The following is a 14,029-nucleotide window of genomic DNA, read 5'->3' as shown; positions in this document are numbered from 1 at the left end:
TATGTGCGGAAGGGATAAGTGCTGAAAGCATCTAAGCATGAAGCCCCCCTCAAGATGAGATTTCCCATAGCGCAAGCTAGTAAGATCCCTGAAAGATGATCAGGTAGATAGGTCAGAGGTGGAAGCACGGTGACGTGTGGAGCTGACTGATACTAATCGATCGAGGACTTAACCATAACTTTAATGATGATTGTCAGTTATCTAGTTTTGAAGGAATAATCCTTCAATAGTCTGGTGGCGATGGCGAGAAGGTCACACCCGTTCCCATACCGAACACGGAAGTTAAGCTTCTCAGCGCCGATGGTAGTTAGGGGCTGTCCCCTTGTGAGAGTAGGACGTCGCCAGGCTAACCCGTTTTGGGTTATTCATACAGTGGCCCATTGGTCAAGCGGTTAAGACACCGCCCTTTCACGGCGGTAACACGGGTTCGAATCCCGTATGGGTCACCAAGTTTTTTTTACGAAGCGATAGCGGAGTAAAAAGAAACATCCTTAATTTTTCTCTCAAGAAGCGATAGTGTAGTAAAAGAAATTTCATATTTGGAGGATTAGCTCAGCTGGGAGAGCACCTGCCTTACAAGCAGGGGGTCGGCGGTTCGATCCCGTCATCCTCCACCAATACTTTTTTACGAAACGAAGTGTAGTAAAAAGAGTTTTCCTTAATATTTTACGAAACGAAGTGTAGTAAAAAGTTACTATATTAATGTTGCCGGTGTAGCTCAGTTGGTAGAGCAACTGACTTGTAATCAGTAGGTCGTGGGTTCGACTCCTATCGCCGGCACCATTTTATTTTTGTCTTAAAATGAGCCATTAGCTCAGTTGGTAGAGCATCTGACTTTTAATCAGAGGGTCGGAGGTTCGAGTCCTCCATGGCTCACTTTTCTTAAGTAAAAAAGCTTTTCTTTAATTATATTGCGGGTGTGGCGGAATTGGCAGACGCACTAGACTTAGGATCTAGCGCCGCAAGGCGTGGGGGTTCGACTCCCTTCACCCGCATTTATATTTATAAAAGTATTATGGAAGATATATATTGCGGAAGTAGTTCAGTGGTAGAACACCACCTTGCCAAGGTGGGGGTCGCGGGTTCGAATCCCGTCTTCCGCTCCAGAAGATATGCCGGGGTGGCGGAACTGGCAGACGCACAGGACTTAAAATCCTGCGGTAGGTGACTACCGTACCGGTTCGATTCCGGTCCTCGGCACTTAACTTTTTTGCAAAAGCAAAAGAAGTTTCCAACAAACTATAAGATAAAAGATTAATAAGCGCCCGTAGCTCAATTGGATAGAGCGTCTGACTACGGATCAGAAGGTTATGGGTTCGACTCCTTTCGGGCGCGCCATTAATTATCAAGCAGTTGCAACTTGATACAAACGGGGAGTAGCTCAGCTTGGTAGAGCACTTGGTTTGGGACCAAGGGGTCGCAGGTTCGAATCCTGTCTTCCCGACCATGATTATATTAATATGGGGCCTTAGCTCAGCTGGGAGAGCGCCTGCCTTGCACGCAGGAGGTCAGCGGTTCGATCCCGCTAGGCTCCACTTAGATTTTTTTTCGTAACGTAGTGGTGAAAAGAATCTCCATTCAACTCATTTCGTAGTAGAATGAATCACACTTAAAATTTTGGCGGTGTAGCTCAGCTGGCTAGAGCGTACGGTTCATACCCGTGAGGTCGTGGGTTCGACTCCCTCCGCCGCTACCAATTAATCTTTAAATGGTGTAAGTAGCATTGAGTTAAGATCTCTTAGAAAGGACCTTTAGCTCAGCTGGTTAGAGCAGACGGCTCATAACCGTCCGGTCGTAGGTTCGAGTCCTACAAGGTCCACCATTTGTTTAACATCGGAGGTATACCCAAGTCCGGCTGAAGGGATCGGTCTTGAAAACCGACAGGCGGGTCAAACCGCGCGGGGGTTCGAATCCCTCTACCTCCTCCATTTTCTAAAAGAATAGGTTATTATTATCGCGGGGTGGAGCACGGTCGAATATGCTTCTTCGAATACTCTACAGCGCACTGATTGAGCCACTTCTTGAGATTCTTTCCGAAATCGGGGCGGTTTATCGGAATAGGTAATGCTTAATAAAGAGCATGTGCAATATGATATAAATATTATTATCGCGGGGTGGAGCAGTCCGGTAGCTCGTCGGGCTCATAACCCGAAGGTCGCAGGTTCAAATCCTGTCCCCGCAATCATCCATCTGGTCCCGTGGTGTAGCGGTTAACATGCCTGCCTGTCACGCAGGAGATCGCGGGTTCGATTCCCGTCGGGACCGCCATTATAATCATATATATATTATTTACCCTAATGGATAACTCGGAGGGGTAGCGAAGTGGCTAAACGCGGCGGACTGTAAATCCGCTCCTTAGGGTTCGGCGGTTCGAATCCGTCCCCCTCCACCATTTTTAATTTAGGGGTATAGTTTAAAGGTAGAACGAAGGTCTCCAAAACCTTTGGTGTGGGTTCGATTCCTACTACCCCTGCCAAGGAAAACTATGGCGATTGTGGCGAAGTGGTTAACGCATCGGATTGTGGTTCCGACATTCGTGGGTTCGATTCCCATCAGTCGCCCCATTTATCATTTTTTTGGGCTATAGCCAAGCGGTAAGGCATCGCACTTTGACTGCGACATGCGTTGGTTCGAATCCAGCTAGCCCAGCCATTTTATTTTTATAAATCCATTGCGGGTGTAGTTTAATGGTAAAACCTCAGCCTTCCAAGCTGATGTCGTGAGTTCGATTCTCATCACCCGCTCCAATTGGGGCCTATAGCTCAGCTGGTTAGAGCGCACGCCTGATAAGCGTGAGGTCGATGGTTCGAGTCCATTTAGGCCCACCATTAATTAGTTGTATAATTACTAATTAATCGAGTATAATATATTTACATTAACTATTCCGCAGTAGCTCAGTGGTAGAGCAACGAGCAATTCATCATTGAATTTGCTACGAGTTGTACCCATCGAGACACTTCTTGCTTTACTTTCTGAGATGGGGACATTCGGCAAAGTAAGATAGATACAGGAAGCTAATACTAACTATTCCGCAGTAGCTCAGTGGTAGAGCATTCGGCTGTTAACCGAACGGTCGTAGGTTCGAGTCCTACCTGCGGAGCCATACATATTTGCGCCTTTAGCTCAGCTGGATAGAGCAACGGCCTTCTAAGCCGTGTGTCAGAGGTTCGAATCCTCTAAGGCGCGTAAAAACCAACTCATAACGAGTTGGTTTTTTTTATATAATGAGGTTTGGTGTCTAGTTCAGAGGAAATTCAACATCTGTTCTACAAAGTATAATGGTAACTTTTATAAAAACTTTTTTCCTCACTTAATGAAGATTACTTTATAATAGATTTAACAGGGGTGAGGATATGTTTAATAAAATTTTACTTGCGGCAGATGGCTCTGCTCATTCTATTCGTAGTTTTGAAAAATCATTGCATTTATTAGAAGATAACCCAAATGGAGAGATGACTGTTATCTATGTTATTGACGGTCAAAGATCAAAAGAAGATATCCTTCATCATTATGACCAAACCGTTGTGGAAGAAAAACGCAAGAAAAGATTAGCACCCATAGAAGAGAAGCTTCAGGAAAAAAATATTACATATAAAATAGAGATTTTACACGGAGAACCGGGCCCAACGATTGTTAATTATGCTAATTCCAATCATTTTGATCTCGTTGTTATCGGGAGCCGAGGGTTAAATAAATTTCAAGAAATGGTTTTAGGAAGTGTGAGTCATAAAGTGGCAAAGAGAGTAAAGGCACCGGTGATGATTGTAAAATAAGGCTCCTTTTTCTCTAAACACGGCGACTGTAATGGGTCGTCTTTTTTGTGTTTTTAAAAATTTTTAAAAAAAAGTGAACCGTATGTAGAAATCTTTTATCTAATTAGTAGTTAGTTAGAGAAGGGAGTATTCAGCTTGTTTGATTTATTGGATGTGACAAGTGCTCGTAAAGGGAATAAAGAAGCTTTTATTCGAATCATAGAAGCAAGTGAGAGCACAATGTATCGAATAGCGAAATCGATAGTAAAGTCCGATGAAGACTGTGCGGATGCCATTCAGGAAACGATTCTAAAGGCATACACCTCCATCGAATCATTAAAGGAACCAAAATTTTTCAAGACCTGGTTAATAAGAATCTTAATTAATGTATGCAATCAGATACTACGTTCAAAACAGAAAGTGATTCCTTTAGAGGGATGGAAGGAACCAGTTACACAAACAGGTTCCTACGATGAAATAGAGGTGAACGAGGTCGTAAACTCCCTTAATGAAGAAACTCGAATGTTGGTTATTCTTTATTATTTTGAAGATTTGAGTGTAAAGCAAATTGCACAGACTTTAGAAATTCCGGAAGGGACAGTTAAATCAAGATTGAGCCGAGCAAGGAATGAATTGTCTAGATTATTTCAATATGAAGGGAAGAAGCTGTTACCATGAGTAATCAAAATCTGGATCTAGAAATAAAAAAACATTTGAAGGGTAAAAAGCTTGTAATTCCTGATGTAGTTAAAGATCGAGTGACTGAGACATTACATTCTTTACCTGAAAGAAAGAGTAGATCTATATTTTACAAGAGAAAGAAATTAGCATCTATTGCAACGGCATCTATAGTTGCAGTAGCCATAGGTATTGGTACAACGTCAACAAGCTTAGCGGATACAATTAAGCAGATTCCCGTCTTTGAATCAGTCTTTCAATTAATAGGGGAAGAAAGTTTAAATAAAGCCCGTGAGAAAGGGATGGTGTCAACAATAGGAGAAAGCGCAGTTGATGAAGGAATTAAGGTTACTGTAACTGAGGTCCTCCATGATGGGACGATGATATCGATTGGATATTTATTAGAATCTGAGGAAAAATTAGATAGCCTTTTGAACCCCAAAATGAACTTTCAAATGGACGGAAAACCCTTAGGGACATATGGGGTAGGTGGAAGTAGTACAAAAATTAGTGAAAACAAACTTGCAGGTGTTTTTCATTTAAATATAGAAGGGTCACTAAAAGATCATTTTCAGCTAGATATGGGGATTGAAAAACTTGGAGATATAAATGGTGATTGGCATTTTACTTTTCCAGTAACAAAAAGTGATAAGGATAGTAAATCTATCATGCCAATGGCTACAAAAAACTATGGTGGGACTTCTGTTATTTTAGAAAAACTAACTTTTTCTGTTAGTTCGACCGAAGTACTAGTGAAAATAGTGGAATCAAAACAAAATAAGTTACATTATACTAATTTTGAGTTAATTGATGATAAGGGTCAAATGTTAGGGATGATTTCTAGCTCTGGAAAGATCAACAAAGATAAACTAGGCCAAAGATATAAATTAGTTTTTTCTCCATCTTCTGAAATTCCAAAATCAATTATATTAAGACCAACAGAGCTAAACCATGAGAGGTTAGATGTGAGCAAGATTAAAGGTTTAGAGGTAGAGGTTGAAATTGGATCCTGATTTGTAGACAAGAGGGAATAAAACGACTCATATCTTTTACACAATTGTACGGACTTATCCCCTGATTTGTCGAAAAAACGATATTTTGAAAAATTCGATGATAAAAAGGTTAAAATCGATGATATATTGCTCCTTTCCGAAGATATACCCAATCAAATTGATGATATCCAGTTATGCAAACAAAAAAGAGCTTATATTTTAAGCTCTTTTTTGCATAATTAACTCGCTTTTACCGCTGATTTATTAGAAATAGTATCATTTCCGCTCATTTTATCAGCTAAAACAGTGATTGCACCGTCCCCTGTTACATTACATGCTGTTCCAAAGCTATCTTGTGCTAGGTATAAAGCAATCATTAGAGAGAGCATCATAGAGTCAAAACCTAGCATCGTTTCTAACAAACCGAGTGCAGCCATGACCGCGCCACCTGGTACACCTGGTGCAGCAATCATTGTAATTCCTAGCATTAAAATAAAAGGAAGAATCGTCATAAAGCCAACTGTTTGACCTTGCAGGACCATGACAGCTATAGCACAACTCACTAGAGTAATAGTACTTCCAGATAAGTGTATAGTAGCTAGAAGTGGAATCGAGAAATCTGCTACTTTTTCACGTGCCCCTAATTTTTTCGCATGTTTTAGTGTTACTGGAATAGTTGAAGCAGAAGACTGTGTTCCTAATGCCGTAAAGTATGCCGGTAACATTTCTTTTATTAGTTTTAAAGGGTTTCTTTTTGAAACAGCTCCTGCTGCGCTGTATTGGAATAATAAATATATAAGATGAAGAGCAACAATCATAACAAAGACTTTTGCAAATACGGCCATAATATCGCCCACTTGGCCAGCATGTGTCATGTTAGCAAAAATACCGAAAATATGAATAGGTAATAAAGGAATGATAATAGCATTAATTAATTTTTCAATGATACTGCGGAAATCATTCATCACATTTTGTAATGCATCACTTTTTAATGCGGCTAGTCCAAGTCCAATCGTAAAAGCTAATAAGAGAGCAGTCATAACACCCATAACAGGGGGCATGTCCACCTTAAAGAAAGGAGCTAATAGAGATTCTTCTGGATTCTCAAATTCTTTGAAACTTTGATTCTTTAATAAAGTTGGATAAAGGAAGCTAGCTGAGAAAAAGGCTACCAGCCCAGCAATTACAGTGGACACGTAAGCGATACTAGTTGTAATTCCAAGTAGCTTACCTGCTCCTCTGCCCATCGTTCCAATTCCAGGCGCAATAAATCCGATAATGATTAGAGGGATGGCAAAACCTAAGAAATTACCAAACAGCCCGTTAAAAGTAGCAAATAATTTAATGATCCAATCTGGAGACACGGAACCGATAACGATACCTGCTCCAATGGCTAAAATAATTCTGGGAAGCAAACTAAACTTTTTCATGATGTCCTCCTAAAAAATACAATTGTTTTCTTAAGGTGGATTATACACTCTTTTTGTTGAAATGTTAAGATGGAAATTATTATTCTATTAAAATAATAATATTCAATATATTTTGACAATAAAGGGATCGCATATAAAAATAATTAAAAATAGAATAATATTTTAGTGGGTTTCCCTCTAATCTTTAAGTTTTTGTTTTGTAAGGATTGAAGCAAGCAGTATAATACATACATATAAGTAAAGAGAAGTGTTCTGTATCTTAGCGAGGCAACAAGTTAAAAGTTTTGAAATATTTTCAAGTATAATCTAATCTTGTATCACTCCTATCTAAATTTAATAAGTGATAAAATAATAAAGGCACAAAGCTAAATTGGAGTACATACATGAGAAGCGACATTCAAGATTCTATATTTTTCAATTTTACGATTTCTCATGTAAAAAGCGGTTATTTGAATATGGAGGTACTTAAATGAAAACAAAAATTGGTTTATTATACGGCGGGAAATCGGCTGAACATAAAGTTTCGATGCAAACGGCATTAGCTGTTATTAAGGCGTTAGACCATAGCAAATTTGAGGTTCATCCTATCTATATTACAAAAGAAGGTCAATGGGTGAAGGGTCCTTTACTAACAGGACCAGTTGAAACCGTAAAGGAACTAGAATTCAGCCAAGGAGAAGCGCTATCTCCAACGGCATTAGCACCAACATTGTTCCAAGCAAGTGAACAAAAGGGTCCTTTTGATGTTATTTTTCCATTATTACATGGTCCGAATGGTGAAGATGGCACAGTACAGGGATTATTAGAGCTATTGAACCTTCCATATGTGGGTAACGGAGTATTATCTTCTTCAGCTGGAATGGATAAAGTGATAATGAAAAATATCTTTGCTCAAGCAGGACTCCCGCAAGTTCATTATGTTTCTTTTATTAGAGGCAATTGGGAAACTTCCCCGGAGCAAGCGTATGCTCATGTTGAAACCGAGCTGGGCTATCCATGTTTCGTTAAACCTGCAAACCTTGGATCTAGTGTAGGAATTAGTAAATGTTCAAATCGAGCTGAATTGGCGGCTGCATTTGAAGAGGCGTTCCAGTTTGATCGTAAAATTATTGTTGAAGAAGGCGTTGTAGCCCGTGAAATTGAACTAGGTGTATTAGGAAATGACTATCCAGAATGTTCAGTAGCTGGAGAAATTGTTCCAAAGGTTGAATTTTACGATTATAAGGCAAAATATGAAGATGGAAATACAGCATTAATTATTCCTGCAGAAATTACAGAGGAAGAGTACAAAACATTAAGGGAAATGTCTATTAAAGCTTTCCAAGCACTTGATTGCTCAGGTTTAGTTAGAGCAGACTTCTTTGTTACGAAAGAAGGGAAAATATATATCAATGAAGTAAATACTATGCCAGGATTCACACCTTTCAGCATGTTTCCTTTATTATGGAAACATACGGGTGTAGAGTATCCTCAATTAATCGAGCGTTTAGTAGAGCTTGGAATTGACAGACACACTCAAAAACAAAAGATAAAACATACTTTTTAAGATGCCAAAGGCTGACAATGTATGGGGTCAGACCCTTACTTTGTCGGCCTATTTTAATATAAATAAAGAAGGAGGGAATACATTGATTAAAAAAAGTCTTTTTCAAATAGCGAAGATGATTACAGTTGAAAATGATTTAAATATACATGGATCGGTTAGTATCAAAGGGATTTCCATTGATTCAAGAAAAATTGAAGAAGGTAATCTGTTTGTTCCTTTCAAAGGAGAGCATTCAGATGGGCACAAGTTTGTAGAAGAGGCCATTGAAAAAGGTGCTGCTGCAGCATTTTGGCAACAGGATGTTCCTAACCCCCCACTGCATCTACCGATTATTATGGTTAAAGATACCCTAATTGCTCTTCAAGAGTTAGCTAGGAGTTACCGTAACGAATTAGATGTAAAAGTAGTTGGAATAACAGGAAGTAACGGGAAAACGACAACGAAAGACATGACAGCTAGTTTGTTGTCTGTTCAATATAAGGTTCAAAAAACAGAAGGTAACTACAACAACCATATTGGGCTTCCATTAACCGTGCTTTCCTTAGAAGAGGATACAGAAATAGCCGTATTAGAAATGGGGATGAGTGCGAAGGGGGAAATTGAGTTTCTCACTAAATTAGCTCGTCCAAATGTGGTAATGATAACAAATATAGGTGAATCACACCTTCAAGATTTAGGTTCTAGAGAAGGGATAGCTGAAGCCAAGTTAGAAATTATCCAAGGCTTACAAGAAGATGGCCTTATCGTTTTTCATGGGGATGAACCACTATTAACAAACACTTTAAGTACGTATAAAGGTAATGCAACGTTAAAGACATTTGGTCGCTTAGAATCGAACGATCTTTTTCCAAAAGAGATCACCCAACATGATAACGGAAGTGAGTTTAAAACAAGCCTCAGTGATTTAACGTTTCATTTGCCAGTACTAGGAATACATAATATATTAAATGCGCTAGCAGCTATGTTAACGGCGAATCATTTTGCCATTCCTTTTGAAAAAATGAATCATGCTTTTTCATCCTTAAAGTTAACTAACATGCGTATGGAGTTAGTAGAGGGATATAAAGGGGAAAAAGTGATTAATGACGCATATAACGCAAGTCCGACTTCTATGAAAGCAGCAATTGAATTAGTATCCAACTTACCAGGATATGAGAACAAAATTTTAGTCCTTGGAGATATGCTTGAACTAGGTTCTGAAGAAAAAGCCTACCATGTCGAGATAGGAAAAACGTTAGATAGCGATAAGGTTCAATATGTTTTTACTTTTGGAAAACTAGGAGAATCCATTGCTGAAGGGGCACGTTTCGTTATGCCTGAGGACAGAGTGAAATCTTATTTAGAAAAAGAAAAGCTCATTGAAGACTTAAGAGAAGTGACAAATGATTGTACTTTGATTTTAGTCAAGGGCTCTCGAGGTATGAAGTTAGAAGAAGTTGTTAGAGCTTTACAGCAGCTTTAAGATGAATGAAGCCATTCAAAATTTTGCATATGGATTTAAATATCCATATGCAAAATTAGTGAATAATTCATTAAAGTTATTGATACAGTTTTGTAGTGTTCCTGTTGACACGAGTATAGAAGGAAAAAATCCCCTTACTTAGAGTGAACCATTCGTTCAGTAAGGGGATTTTTTTATAGATCTCAATTCAGCAAACAACCGTTGGACAATCTGTTTACAAACTAACTCTTAAAATTTGAATTCCCATTAATACCAATCCAATAAGAATAGGAGAGACAGATAATACCACTAGGCTCCCTGATAGATTTACATAACCTTCAAATGGGTTATTAGTTGGAGAGGCTAAATAGCCTATTAATCTTGAAAATCTGTTTTTCTTCATTGGAAAGTCAGGAATGTCAACTTGATAAGAATCTAAATGCATCTTTAGTAAGGGATCAGGCTTTAAGAATTCTTCATTTTGCTTTTTCTTGTCCATGTAGGTCCACCTCCAGAAATTCACGAAGTTTATTGATAGCGTGGTGTAGACGAGATTTAACTGTACCAACTGGAATTCCAACGACTTCTGAAATTTCATTTTGAGTCATTTCGTGATAATAGCTTAAAATAATGATTGCTCGATGAGACTCTGACAATTGGAGTATCGCTTCTCGAATGGTTAACGATTCATCCTGATGAATGGTTTGGGAGTGTCTAGGGATTAAAAAGGGAATCAGTTTTTCCCATTTCTTTCTTCGATTGAGCTTGTTAATCATGAGGTTATAGGCAATTTGAAATAAGTATGTTTTGAGACTTGCTTTGTTTGAATCATACCTATGAACGTTCTCATGTAGTTTTAAAAAAGCATCTTGAACTATGTCTATACAAAATTGCTCATCCTTTGTAAACCGAAATAGGAAAGCATATAAAGAAGGCTTAAACAGGACATAGAGCTGATCAAAGGCTTCTTTATCACCTTCTTGGAATTTTTGGATTAGCTGGCTAACTTTGTTTTCATTAACGGACATCTCCGTATATCTCCTTCACTCCTTTTAACACCAATGACAATCTAGTAATTAAGTAGACGGCCCCAACGATTGTCCAAGATTGACCTTGGTTTGTAAAAAATTGAACATAATTATTTTCAATTGTAAGACCACCAGAGACAAGAAAATTTAGAACTTGAACACAGACAATAGCATAAAAAGCAATCCCCACTGCAATCGTGTCAAAAACATTCCATCTTAATAGTATTTTTGATTTTTTGAAATTGATCTTTCCTTTTTCTCTTACAATGTATTTTCTGTCCATTGGAATAACAAAAGCTAAAATCATCGTTATTAAAATCACTTGTACTATCAGTGAAATATAGAAGCCTTTATCCATTTAAAATCCCTCACTTTTGTTTATGTTTATCTCTTATACAACTGAGAGATTAAAATGGTTCAAACATTTTTTTAAAAAAATATAGGAAAATACAACTCACTATTTTAGTGTGATATAAATGGCACAAATGTCATCGTTGATAGGTGCGACTTTTTTTCTTTCTAATAAGAGCTTTTGTAGGATTAAATTTTCTGCCAGGTTGTCATATTTGATAAACAAGTCTTTAACATCCTCCGTACGGTTATCTTTAATTGAATACGGTGTTTCTGTTAAGCCGTCGGTAAATAACAGAAGTCTAGTGATTGCTTCATACGGAATGGTTTCACATTCAATAGAGGGTTCAGGAATGAGACCGATGGGTACCATTCCTTTTTCGAGTTTATGTACGGCTCCGTTTATTGCTAACAAGCCTGGTTGATGGCCAGCATTTACGTAATTAATGGATTTGTTTTTTGTATCTATATAGAGGATAAAGGCAGTGAAGTATGAGGTTACATACTTTTCTTGTCCTAACTTTTTAAACATTCTTAACATATGTTCGTTTAGTTCCTTTGCGATTCTTTCAGGTTCTTTTACCCTTTTTAATAACCCTGGAAATAAGGATCTCATAGCCATACTAACTAATGCAGCATGGACTCCATGACCGCTAACATCAATTAAAATTAAGCCATATTCATGGGATGAAATCTTTGTCCAAAAATAAAGGTCACCAGATAGTAACTCGGAAGGTTCATAGATAGCGCTGATGTTGATGGAGTACTCTGAGAAGTTTTTCGGTAAAACAAGTTGCTGTATTTTTTTTGCAAAAGAAAGATCATTTGTTATATGACTAAGAGCATTTTCTAACTCTTTCTCTTTACTTTTTCTTTTCGTTACCTCCCTCTCGTATTTTAAGAGAAGACGAACACGGAGAAGAATTTCTATATCAGAAGGATCGGTAACAATATCTAGAAGGAACCCTGGTTCTGGTAAGGATTCGAGTTGAAAGCTATTTTTGCTAACGATGGCGAGTAAAGGTAACTGATGTTGATAACAGAATTGACAAGCTAGTTGAACGGAAGAACTATTAAATTCCCCACTTATTATAAAGAGAGACTGGGGTTTAATTCTTAATGGCCCCGAATGGTTCTGTAGACTTTCGATACGAACAATATAAACTTCCTGATGTTCTTTTTGGAGAACTTCCTTTAGCCTTCTTTCAACTGAATGATTGGAATGTAATAAATATATTGCCATGTTCTGTCTCCTTGCCAAAAAAATCACTATTAAATTTTGATTCTACCATAAAGAATCCACTCATTTGGAAAATAGTCCAATGTTTAGAAAAAAATTCATAATTTTGTTATAACTCTAAAACCCGAGAGTCAATAGTCTCATATATACTTACTATATTATTAGGAAAAAAGTCTTGCATTTGATTAGGAGGACGAACATGAGCGGATGTCCATTTAAGGCATTATTTAAAAATGAAAAAGGTGCAGCTAGCTTTTTTCATAAAACTGCTCTTAAGAAAAATGTTCAATATCAAGAAACCAGACCAAACGGGATTAGCAATCGGAGTTTTGAGGGGCTATTAAGGGGAAAGGAGTCCAATCAAATTCAATTTGTCGGGTTAACTGAAGTGGATATTCAAAAATTAACCCATATGCGTCCCATTATGGAGAAAAATGCACCTAGAATTGTAAATGCCTTCTATACACGCCTTCAAGAAATGTCAAACCTCATGGGGATTATTGAAAAGCATTCAACGATTGAGAAGTTAAAGAAAACGCTTGTTCAATACTTACTAGATATGGTCTCAGGAGAAATTGGAGAACAGTATGTGATTAGAAGAAAGGTAATAGGCAATGTTCATAATCGGATTGGACTCTTTCCAGAATGGTATATAGGTGCCTATACGTTAATCCAGAATGAGATGCTGCAGGTCTTATCACAAGAATGTGATTCCTTTGAAGAGGCAATGGATTACTATTCCTCATTTCAACGATTATGTTCTTTTGATATGCAAATTGGGATAGAGACTTATATTGAATCTTATACCTCTTCAATGATGAAATTAAATGAAATAGAAGAACTTCAGTATAGATTAAATGACTCTGCATCTATGCTTGCAGCAAGTGCAGAGGAAACAACCTCATCTATTGCGGACAAAGAAATGTTAGTAAATCAAATGCTCTCAGAAATCGATTCGATCATGAATGCATCTAAAGAGATGATTGAATCAGTAGATGATGGAAAGCAAGAAGTATCTTCTGCTTTAACAAAAGTAGATCAAGTAGTCGATTTAATTGAAACGACAAAAGCACTAACACAAGAGTTAAGTGAAAGTTCGACCAAAATTGGACAAGTAGTAAAAACAATCAGAGGTATTTCAAATCAGACGAATATCTTATCTCTAAATGCTGCCATTGAGGCTGCTCGAGCAGGGGAACATGGGAGAGGATTTTCTATCGTTGCCCAAGAGGTTCGAAAGCTTGCCCATCAAACAGAACACGCGCTAGATCATATTCAAGGCCAGATTGGAACGGTTCAAAAGACAATAGACAAGTTTGAACAAAGTTTTCATCATATTGTTGAAGAAACTAGTCTTTTTAGGGATTCTAACCGATCTATCATCCAAATACTTGAGACATCTGTTGAAAGTGTGAAAACAAGTGATGGTAGAATTCATAATTTCAGTGGGTTTATAAATGATTTTAAAAAGACTTTTGAGGAAATTTCAGAGGCTTCATACCAAATAGCCGATATGGCGGAACAATTAAGTTATTTAAACAATGAGTTATCAGATAAATTTCGTAATTGAC

11 protein-coding genes, 23 tRNA genes and 2 rRNA genes are annotated in these 14,029 nt (G+C 37.8%); 31 read left to right on the top strand and 5 right to left on the bottom strand.

The genetic code is table 11. From position 1 onward, the window contains the following. The 28 genes from SM124_RS23420 to SM124_RS23285 all read left to right on the top strand — a co-directional run. Positions 1–176: ribosomal RNA gene (locus SM124_RS23420) — 23S ribosomal RNA — on the top strand; the annotation flags it as partial. A 54-nt stretch (positions 177–230) separates the two neighbouring features. Beyond that, a 5S ribosomal RNA gene (gene rrf / locus SM124_RS23415) occupies positions 231–347 on the top strand. 27 nt (positions 348–374) lie between these two features. Next, positions 375–449, top strand: a tRNA-Glu gene (locus SM124_RS23410). Between the two features lie 92 nt (positions 450–541). Beyond that, positions 542–617 (top strand) — tRNA-Val (locus SM124_RS23405). A gap of 90 nt (positions 618–707) precedes the next feature. Beyond that, positions 708–783: transfer RNA gene (locus SM124_RS23400), tRNA-Thr, on the top strand. Positions 784–803: 20 nt separating this feature from the next. After that, positions 804–876 (top strand) — tRNA-Lys (locus tag SM124_RS23395). Positions 877–913: 37 nt separating this feature from the next. Then, positions 914–995: transfer RNA gene (locus tag SM124_RS23390), tRNA-Leu, on the top strand. 36 nt (positions 996–1,031) lie between these two features. Continuing rightward, a tRNA-Gly gene (locus tag SM124_RS23385) sits at positions 1,032–1,106 on the top strand. An 8-nt stretch (positions 1,107–1,114) separates the two neighbouring features. Continuing rightward, positions 1,115–1,200, top strand: a tRNA-Leu gene (locus tag SM124_RS23380). Between the two features lie 61 nt (positions 1,201–1,261). Then, positions 1,262–1,338, top strand: a tRNA-Arg gene (locus SM124_RS23375). 32 nt (positions 1,339–1,370) lie between these two features. Next, positions 1,371–1,447 (top strand) — tRNA-Pro (locus SM124_RS23370). A gap of 15 nt (positions 1,448–1,462) precedes the next feature. Further along, a tRNA-Ala gene (locus tag SM124_RS23365) sits at positions 1,463–1,535 on the top strand. A gap of 84 nt (positions 1,536–1,619) precedes the next feature. Further along, positions 1,620–1,696 (top strand) — tRNA-Met (locus SM124_RS23360). A gap of 49 nt (positions 1,697–1,745) precedes the next feature. Next, positions 1,746–1,822 (top strand) — tRNA-Ile (locus SM124_RS23355). Between the two features lie 13 nt (positions 1,823–1,835). Next, positions 1,836–1,928 (top strand) — tRNA-Ser (locus tag SM124_RS23350). A gap of 180 nt (positions 1,929–2,108) precedes the next feature. After that, positions 2,109–2,182 (top strand) — tRNA-Met (locus SM124_RS23345). 10 nt (positions 2,183–2,192) lie between these two features. Further along, positions 2,193–2,268: transfer RNA gene (locus tag SM124_RS23340), tRNA-Asp, on the top strand. Between the two features lie 40 nt (positions 2,269–2,308). After that, positions 2,309–2,392: transfer RNA gene (locus SM124_RS23335), tRNA-Tyr, on the top strand. A gap of 10 nt (positions 2,393–2,402) precedes the next feature. Further along, a tRNA-Trp gene (locus tag SM124_RS23330) sits at positions 2,403–2,476 on the top strand. 12 nt (positions 2,477–2,488) lie between these two features. Then, positions 2,489–2,564, top strand: a tRNA-His gene (locus SM124_RS23325). A gap of 13 nt (positions 2,565–2,577) precedes the next feature. Next, positions 2,578–2,652, top strand: a tRNA-Gln gene (locus SM124_RS23320). A 21-nt stretch (positions 2,653–2,673) separates the two neighbouring features. Further along, positions 2,674–2,747 (top strand) — tRNA-Gly (locus SM124_RS23315). 4 nt (positions 2,748–2,751) lie between these two features. Continuing rightward, a tRNA-Ile gene (locus SM124_RS23310) sits at positions 2,752–2,828 on the top strand. Positions 2,829–3,028: 200 nt separating this feature from the next. Beyond that, positions 3,029–3,103 (top strand) — tRNA-Asn (locus SM124_RS23305). A gap of 9 nt (positions 3,104–3,112) precedes the next feature. After that, positions 3,113–3,186, top strand: a tRNA-Arg gene (locus SM124_RS23300). 167 nt (positions 3,187–3,353) lie between these two features. Beyond that, complete coding sequence (locus SM124_RS23295; protein WP_322448883.1) at positions 3,354–3,773, top strand: universal stress protein; 420 nt, start codon at positions 3,354–3,356, stop codon at positions 3,771–3,773. Between the two features lie 135 nt (positions 3,774–3,908). Then, complete coding sequence (locus tag SM124_RS23290) at positions 3,909–4,430, top strand: sigma-70 family RNA polymerase sigma factor (RefSeq protein WP_322448882.1); 522 nt, start codon at positions 3,909–3,911, stop codon at positions 4,428–4,430. Further along, positions 4,427–5,443, top strand: a complete 1,017-nt coding sequence (locus SM124_RS23285; RefSeq protein WP_322448881.1) for a DUF4179 domain-containing protein — start codon at positions 4,427–4,429, stop codon at positions 5,441–5,443. The genes SM124_RS23290 and SM124_RS23285 overlap by 4 nt, the downstream gene beginning before the upstream one ends. A gap of 218 nt (positions 5,444–5,661) precedes the next feature. On the opposite strand, the gene SM124_RS23280 is transcribed toward SM124_RS23285, so the two are convergent. Then, entirely contained in the window at positions 5,662–6,852 is a 1,191-nt protein-coding gene (locus SM124_RS23280; protein ID WP_322448880.1) for a dicarboxylate/amino acid:cation symporter, read from the bottom strand. Between the two features lie 469 nt (positions 6,853–7,321). On the opposite strand from SM124_RS23280, the gene SM124_RS23275 reads away from it, so the two are divergent. Continuing rightward, positions 7,322–8,398, top strand: coding sequence for a D-alanine--D-alanine ligase (locus tag SM124_RS23275; protein WP_322448879.1), 1,077 nt, complete (start codon positions 7,322–7,324; stop codon positions 8,396–8,398). Between the two features lie 82 nt (positions 8,399–8,480). Next, positions 8,481–9,860, top strand: a complete 1,380-nt coding sequence (locus SM124_RS23270) for a UDP-N-acetylmuramoyl-tripeptide--D-alanyl-D-alanine ligase (protein WP_322448878.1) — start codon at positions 8,481–8,483, stop codon at positions 9,858–9,860. 214 nt (positions 9,861–10,074) lie between these two features. Here SM124_RS23270 and SM124_RS23265 read toward each other — a convergent pair whose 3' ends face one another. From SM124_RS23265 to SM124_RS23250, 4 genes are all read right to left on the bottom strand, one after another. Further along, positions 10,075–10,338, bottom strand: coding sequence for a hypothetical protein (locus SM124_RS23265; RefSeq protein ID WP_322448877.1), 264 nt, complete (start codon positions 10,336–10,338; stop codon positions 10,075–10,077). After that, the gene (locus tag SM124_RS23260) at positions 10,316–10,867 is read right to left on the bottom strand and encodes an RNA polymerase sigma factor (protein ID WP_322448876.1); all 552 of its coding nucleotides are present in this window, start codon (positions 10,865–10,867) and stop codon (positions 10,316–10,318) included. The genes SM124_RS23265 and SM124_RS23260 overlap by 23 nt, the downstream gene beginning before the upstream one ends. After that, positions 10,857–11,225, bottom strand: a complete 369-nt coding sequence (locus tag SM124_RS23255; protein WP_322448875.1) for a group-specific protein — start codon at positions 11,223–11,225, stop codon at positions 10,857–10,859. The genes SM124_RS23260 and SM124_RS23255 overlap by 11 nt, the downstream gene beginning before the upstream one ends. 99 nt (positions 11,226–11,324) lie before the next feature. Further along, positions 11,325–12,461: a PP2C family protein-serine/threonine phosphatase gene (locus tag SM124_RS23250; protein ID WP_322448874.1), complete on the bottom strand. Its 1,137-nt coding sequence runs from the start codon at positions 12,459–12,461 to the stop codon at positions 11,325–11,327. A gap of 196 nt (positions 12,462–12,657) precedes the next feature. On the opposite strand from SM124_RS23250, the gene SM124_RS23245 reads away from it, so the two are divergent. After that, entirely contained in the window at positions 12,658–14,028 is a 1,371-nt protein-coding gene (locus SM124_RS23245; RefSeq protein WP_322448873.1) for a protoglobin domain-containing protein, read from the top strand. Position 14,029 lies beyond the last annotated feature (1 nt).

Origin of the sequence: Robertmurraya mangrovi (assembly GCF_034427655.1) — a bacterium.
GTDB lineage: Bacteria > Bacillota > Bacilli > Bacillales > Cytobacillaceae > Robertmurraya_A > Robertmurraya_A mangrovi.
This window is presented reverse-complemented; position numbering and strand designations above follow the sequence as displayed.

Coding starts and splice junctions, on each gene's coding strand:
- SM124_RS23295 (WP_322448883.1), top strand. CDS start 3,354: ATGTTTAATAAAATTTTACTTGCGGCAGATGGCTCTGCTCATTCTATT.
- SM124_RS23285 (WP_322448881.1), top strand. CDS start 4,427: ATGAGTAATCAAAATCTGGATCTAGAAATAAAAAAACATTTGAAGGGT.
- SM124_RS23280 (WP_322448880.1), bottom strand. CDS start 6,852: ATGAAAAAGTTTAGTTTGCTTCCCAGAATTATTTTAGCCATTGGAGCA.
- SM124_RS23275 (WP_322448879.1), top strand. CDS start 7,322: ATGAAAACAAAAATTGGTTTATTATACGGCGGGAAATCGGCTGAACAT.
- SM124_RS23265 (WP_322448877.1), bottom strand. CDS start 10,338: ATGGACAAGAAAAAGCAAAATGAAGAATTCTTAAAGCCTGATCCCTTA.
- SM124_RS23260 (WP_322448876.1), bottom strand. CDS start 10,867: ATGTCCGTTAATGAAAACAAAGTTAGCCAGCTAATCCAAAAATTCCAA.
- SM124_RS23255 (WP_322448875.1), bottom strand. CDS start 11,225: ATGGATAAAGGCTTCTATATTTCACTGATAGTACAAGTGATTTTAATA.
- SM124_RS23250 (WP_322448874.1), bottom strand. CDS start 12,461: ATGGCAATATATTTATTACATTCCAATCATTCAGTTGAAAGAAGGCTA.
- SM124_RS23245 (WP_322448873.1), top strand. CDS start 12,658: ATGAGCGGATGTCCATTTAAGGCATTATTTAAAAATGAAAAAGGTGCA.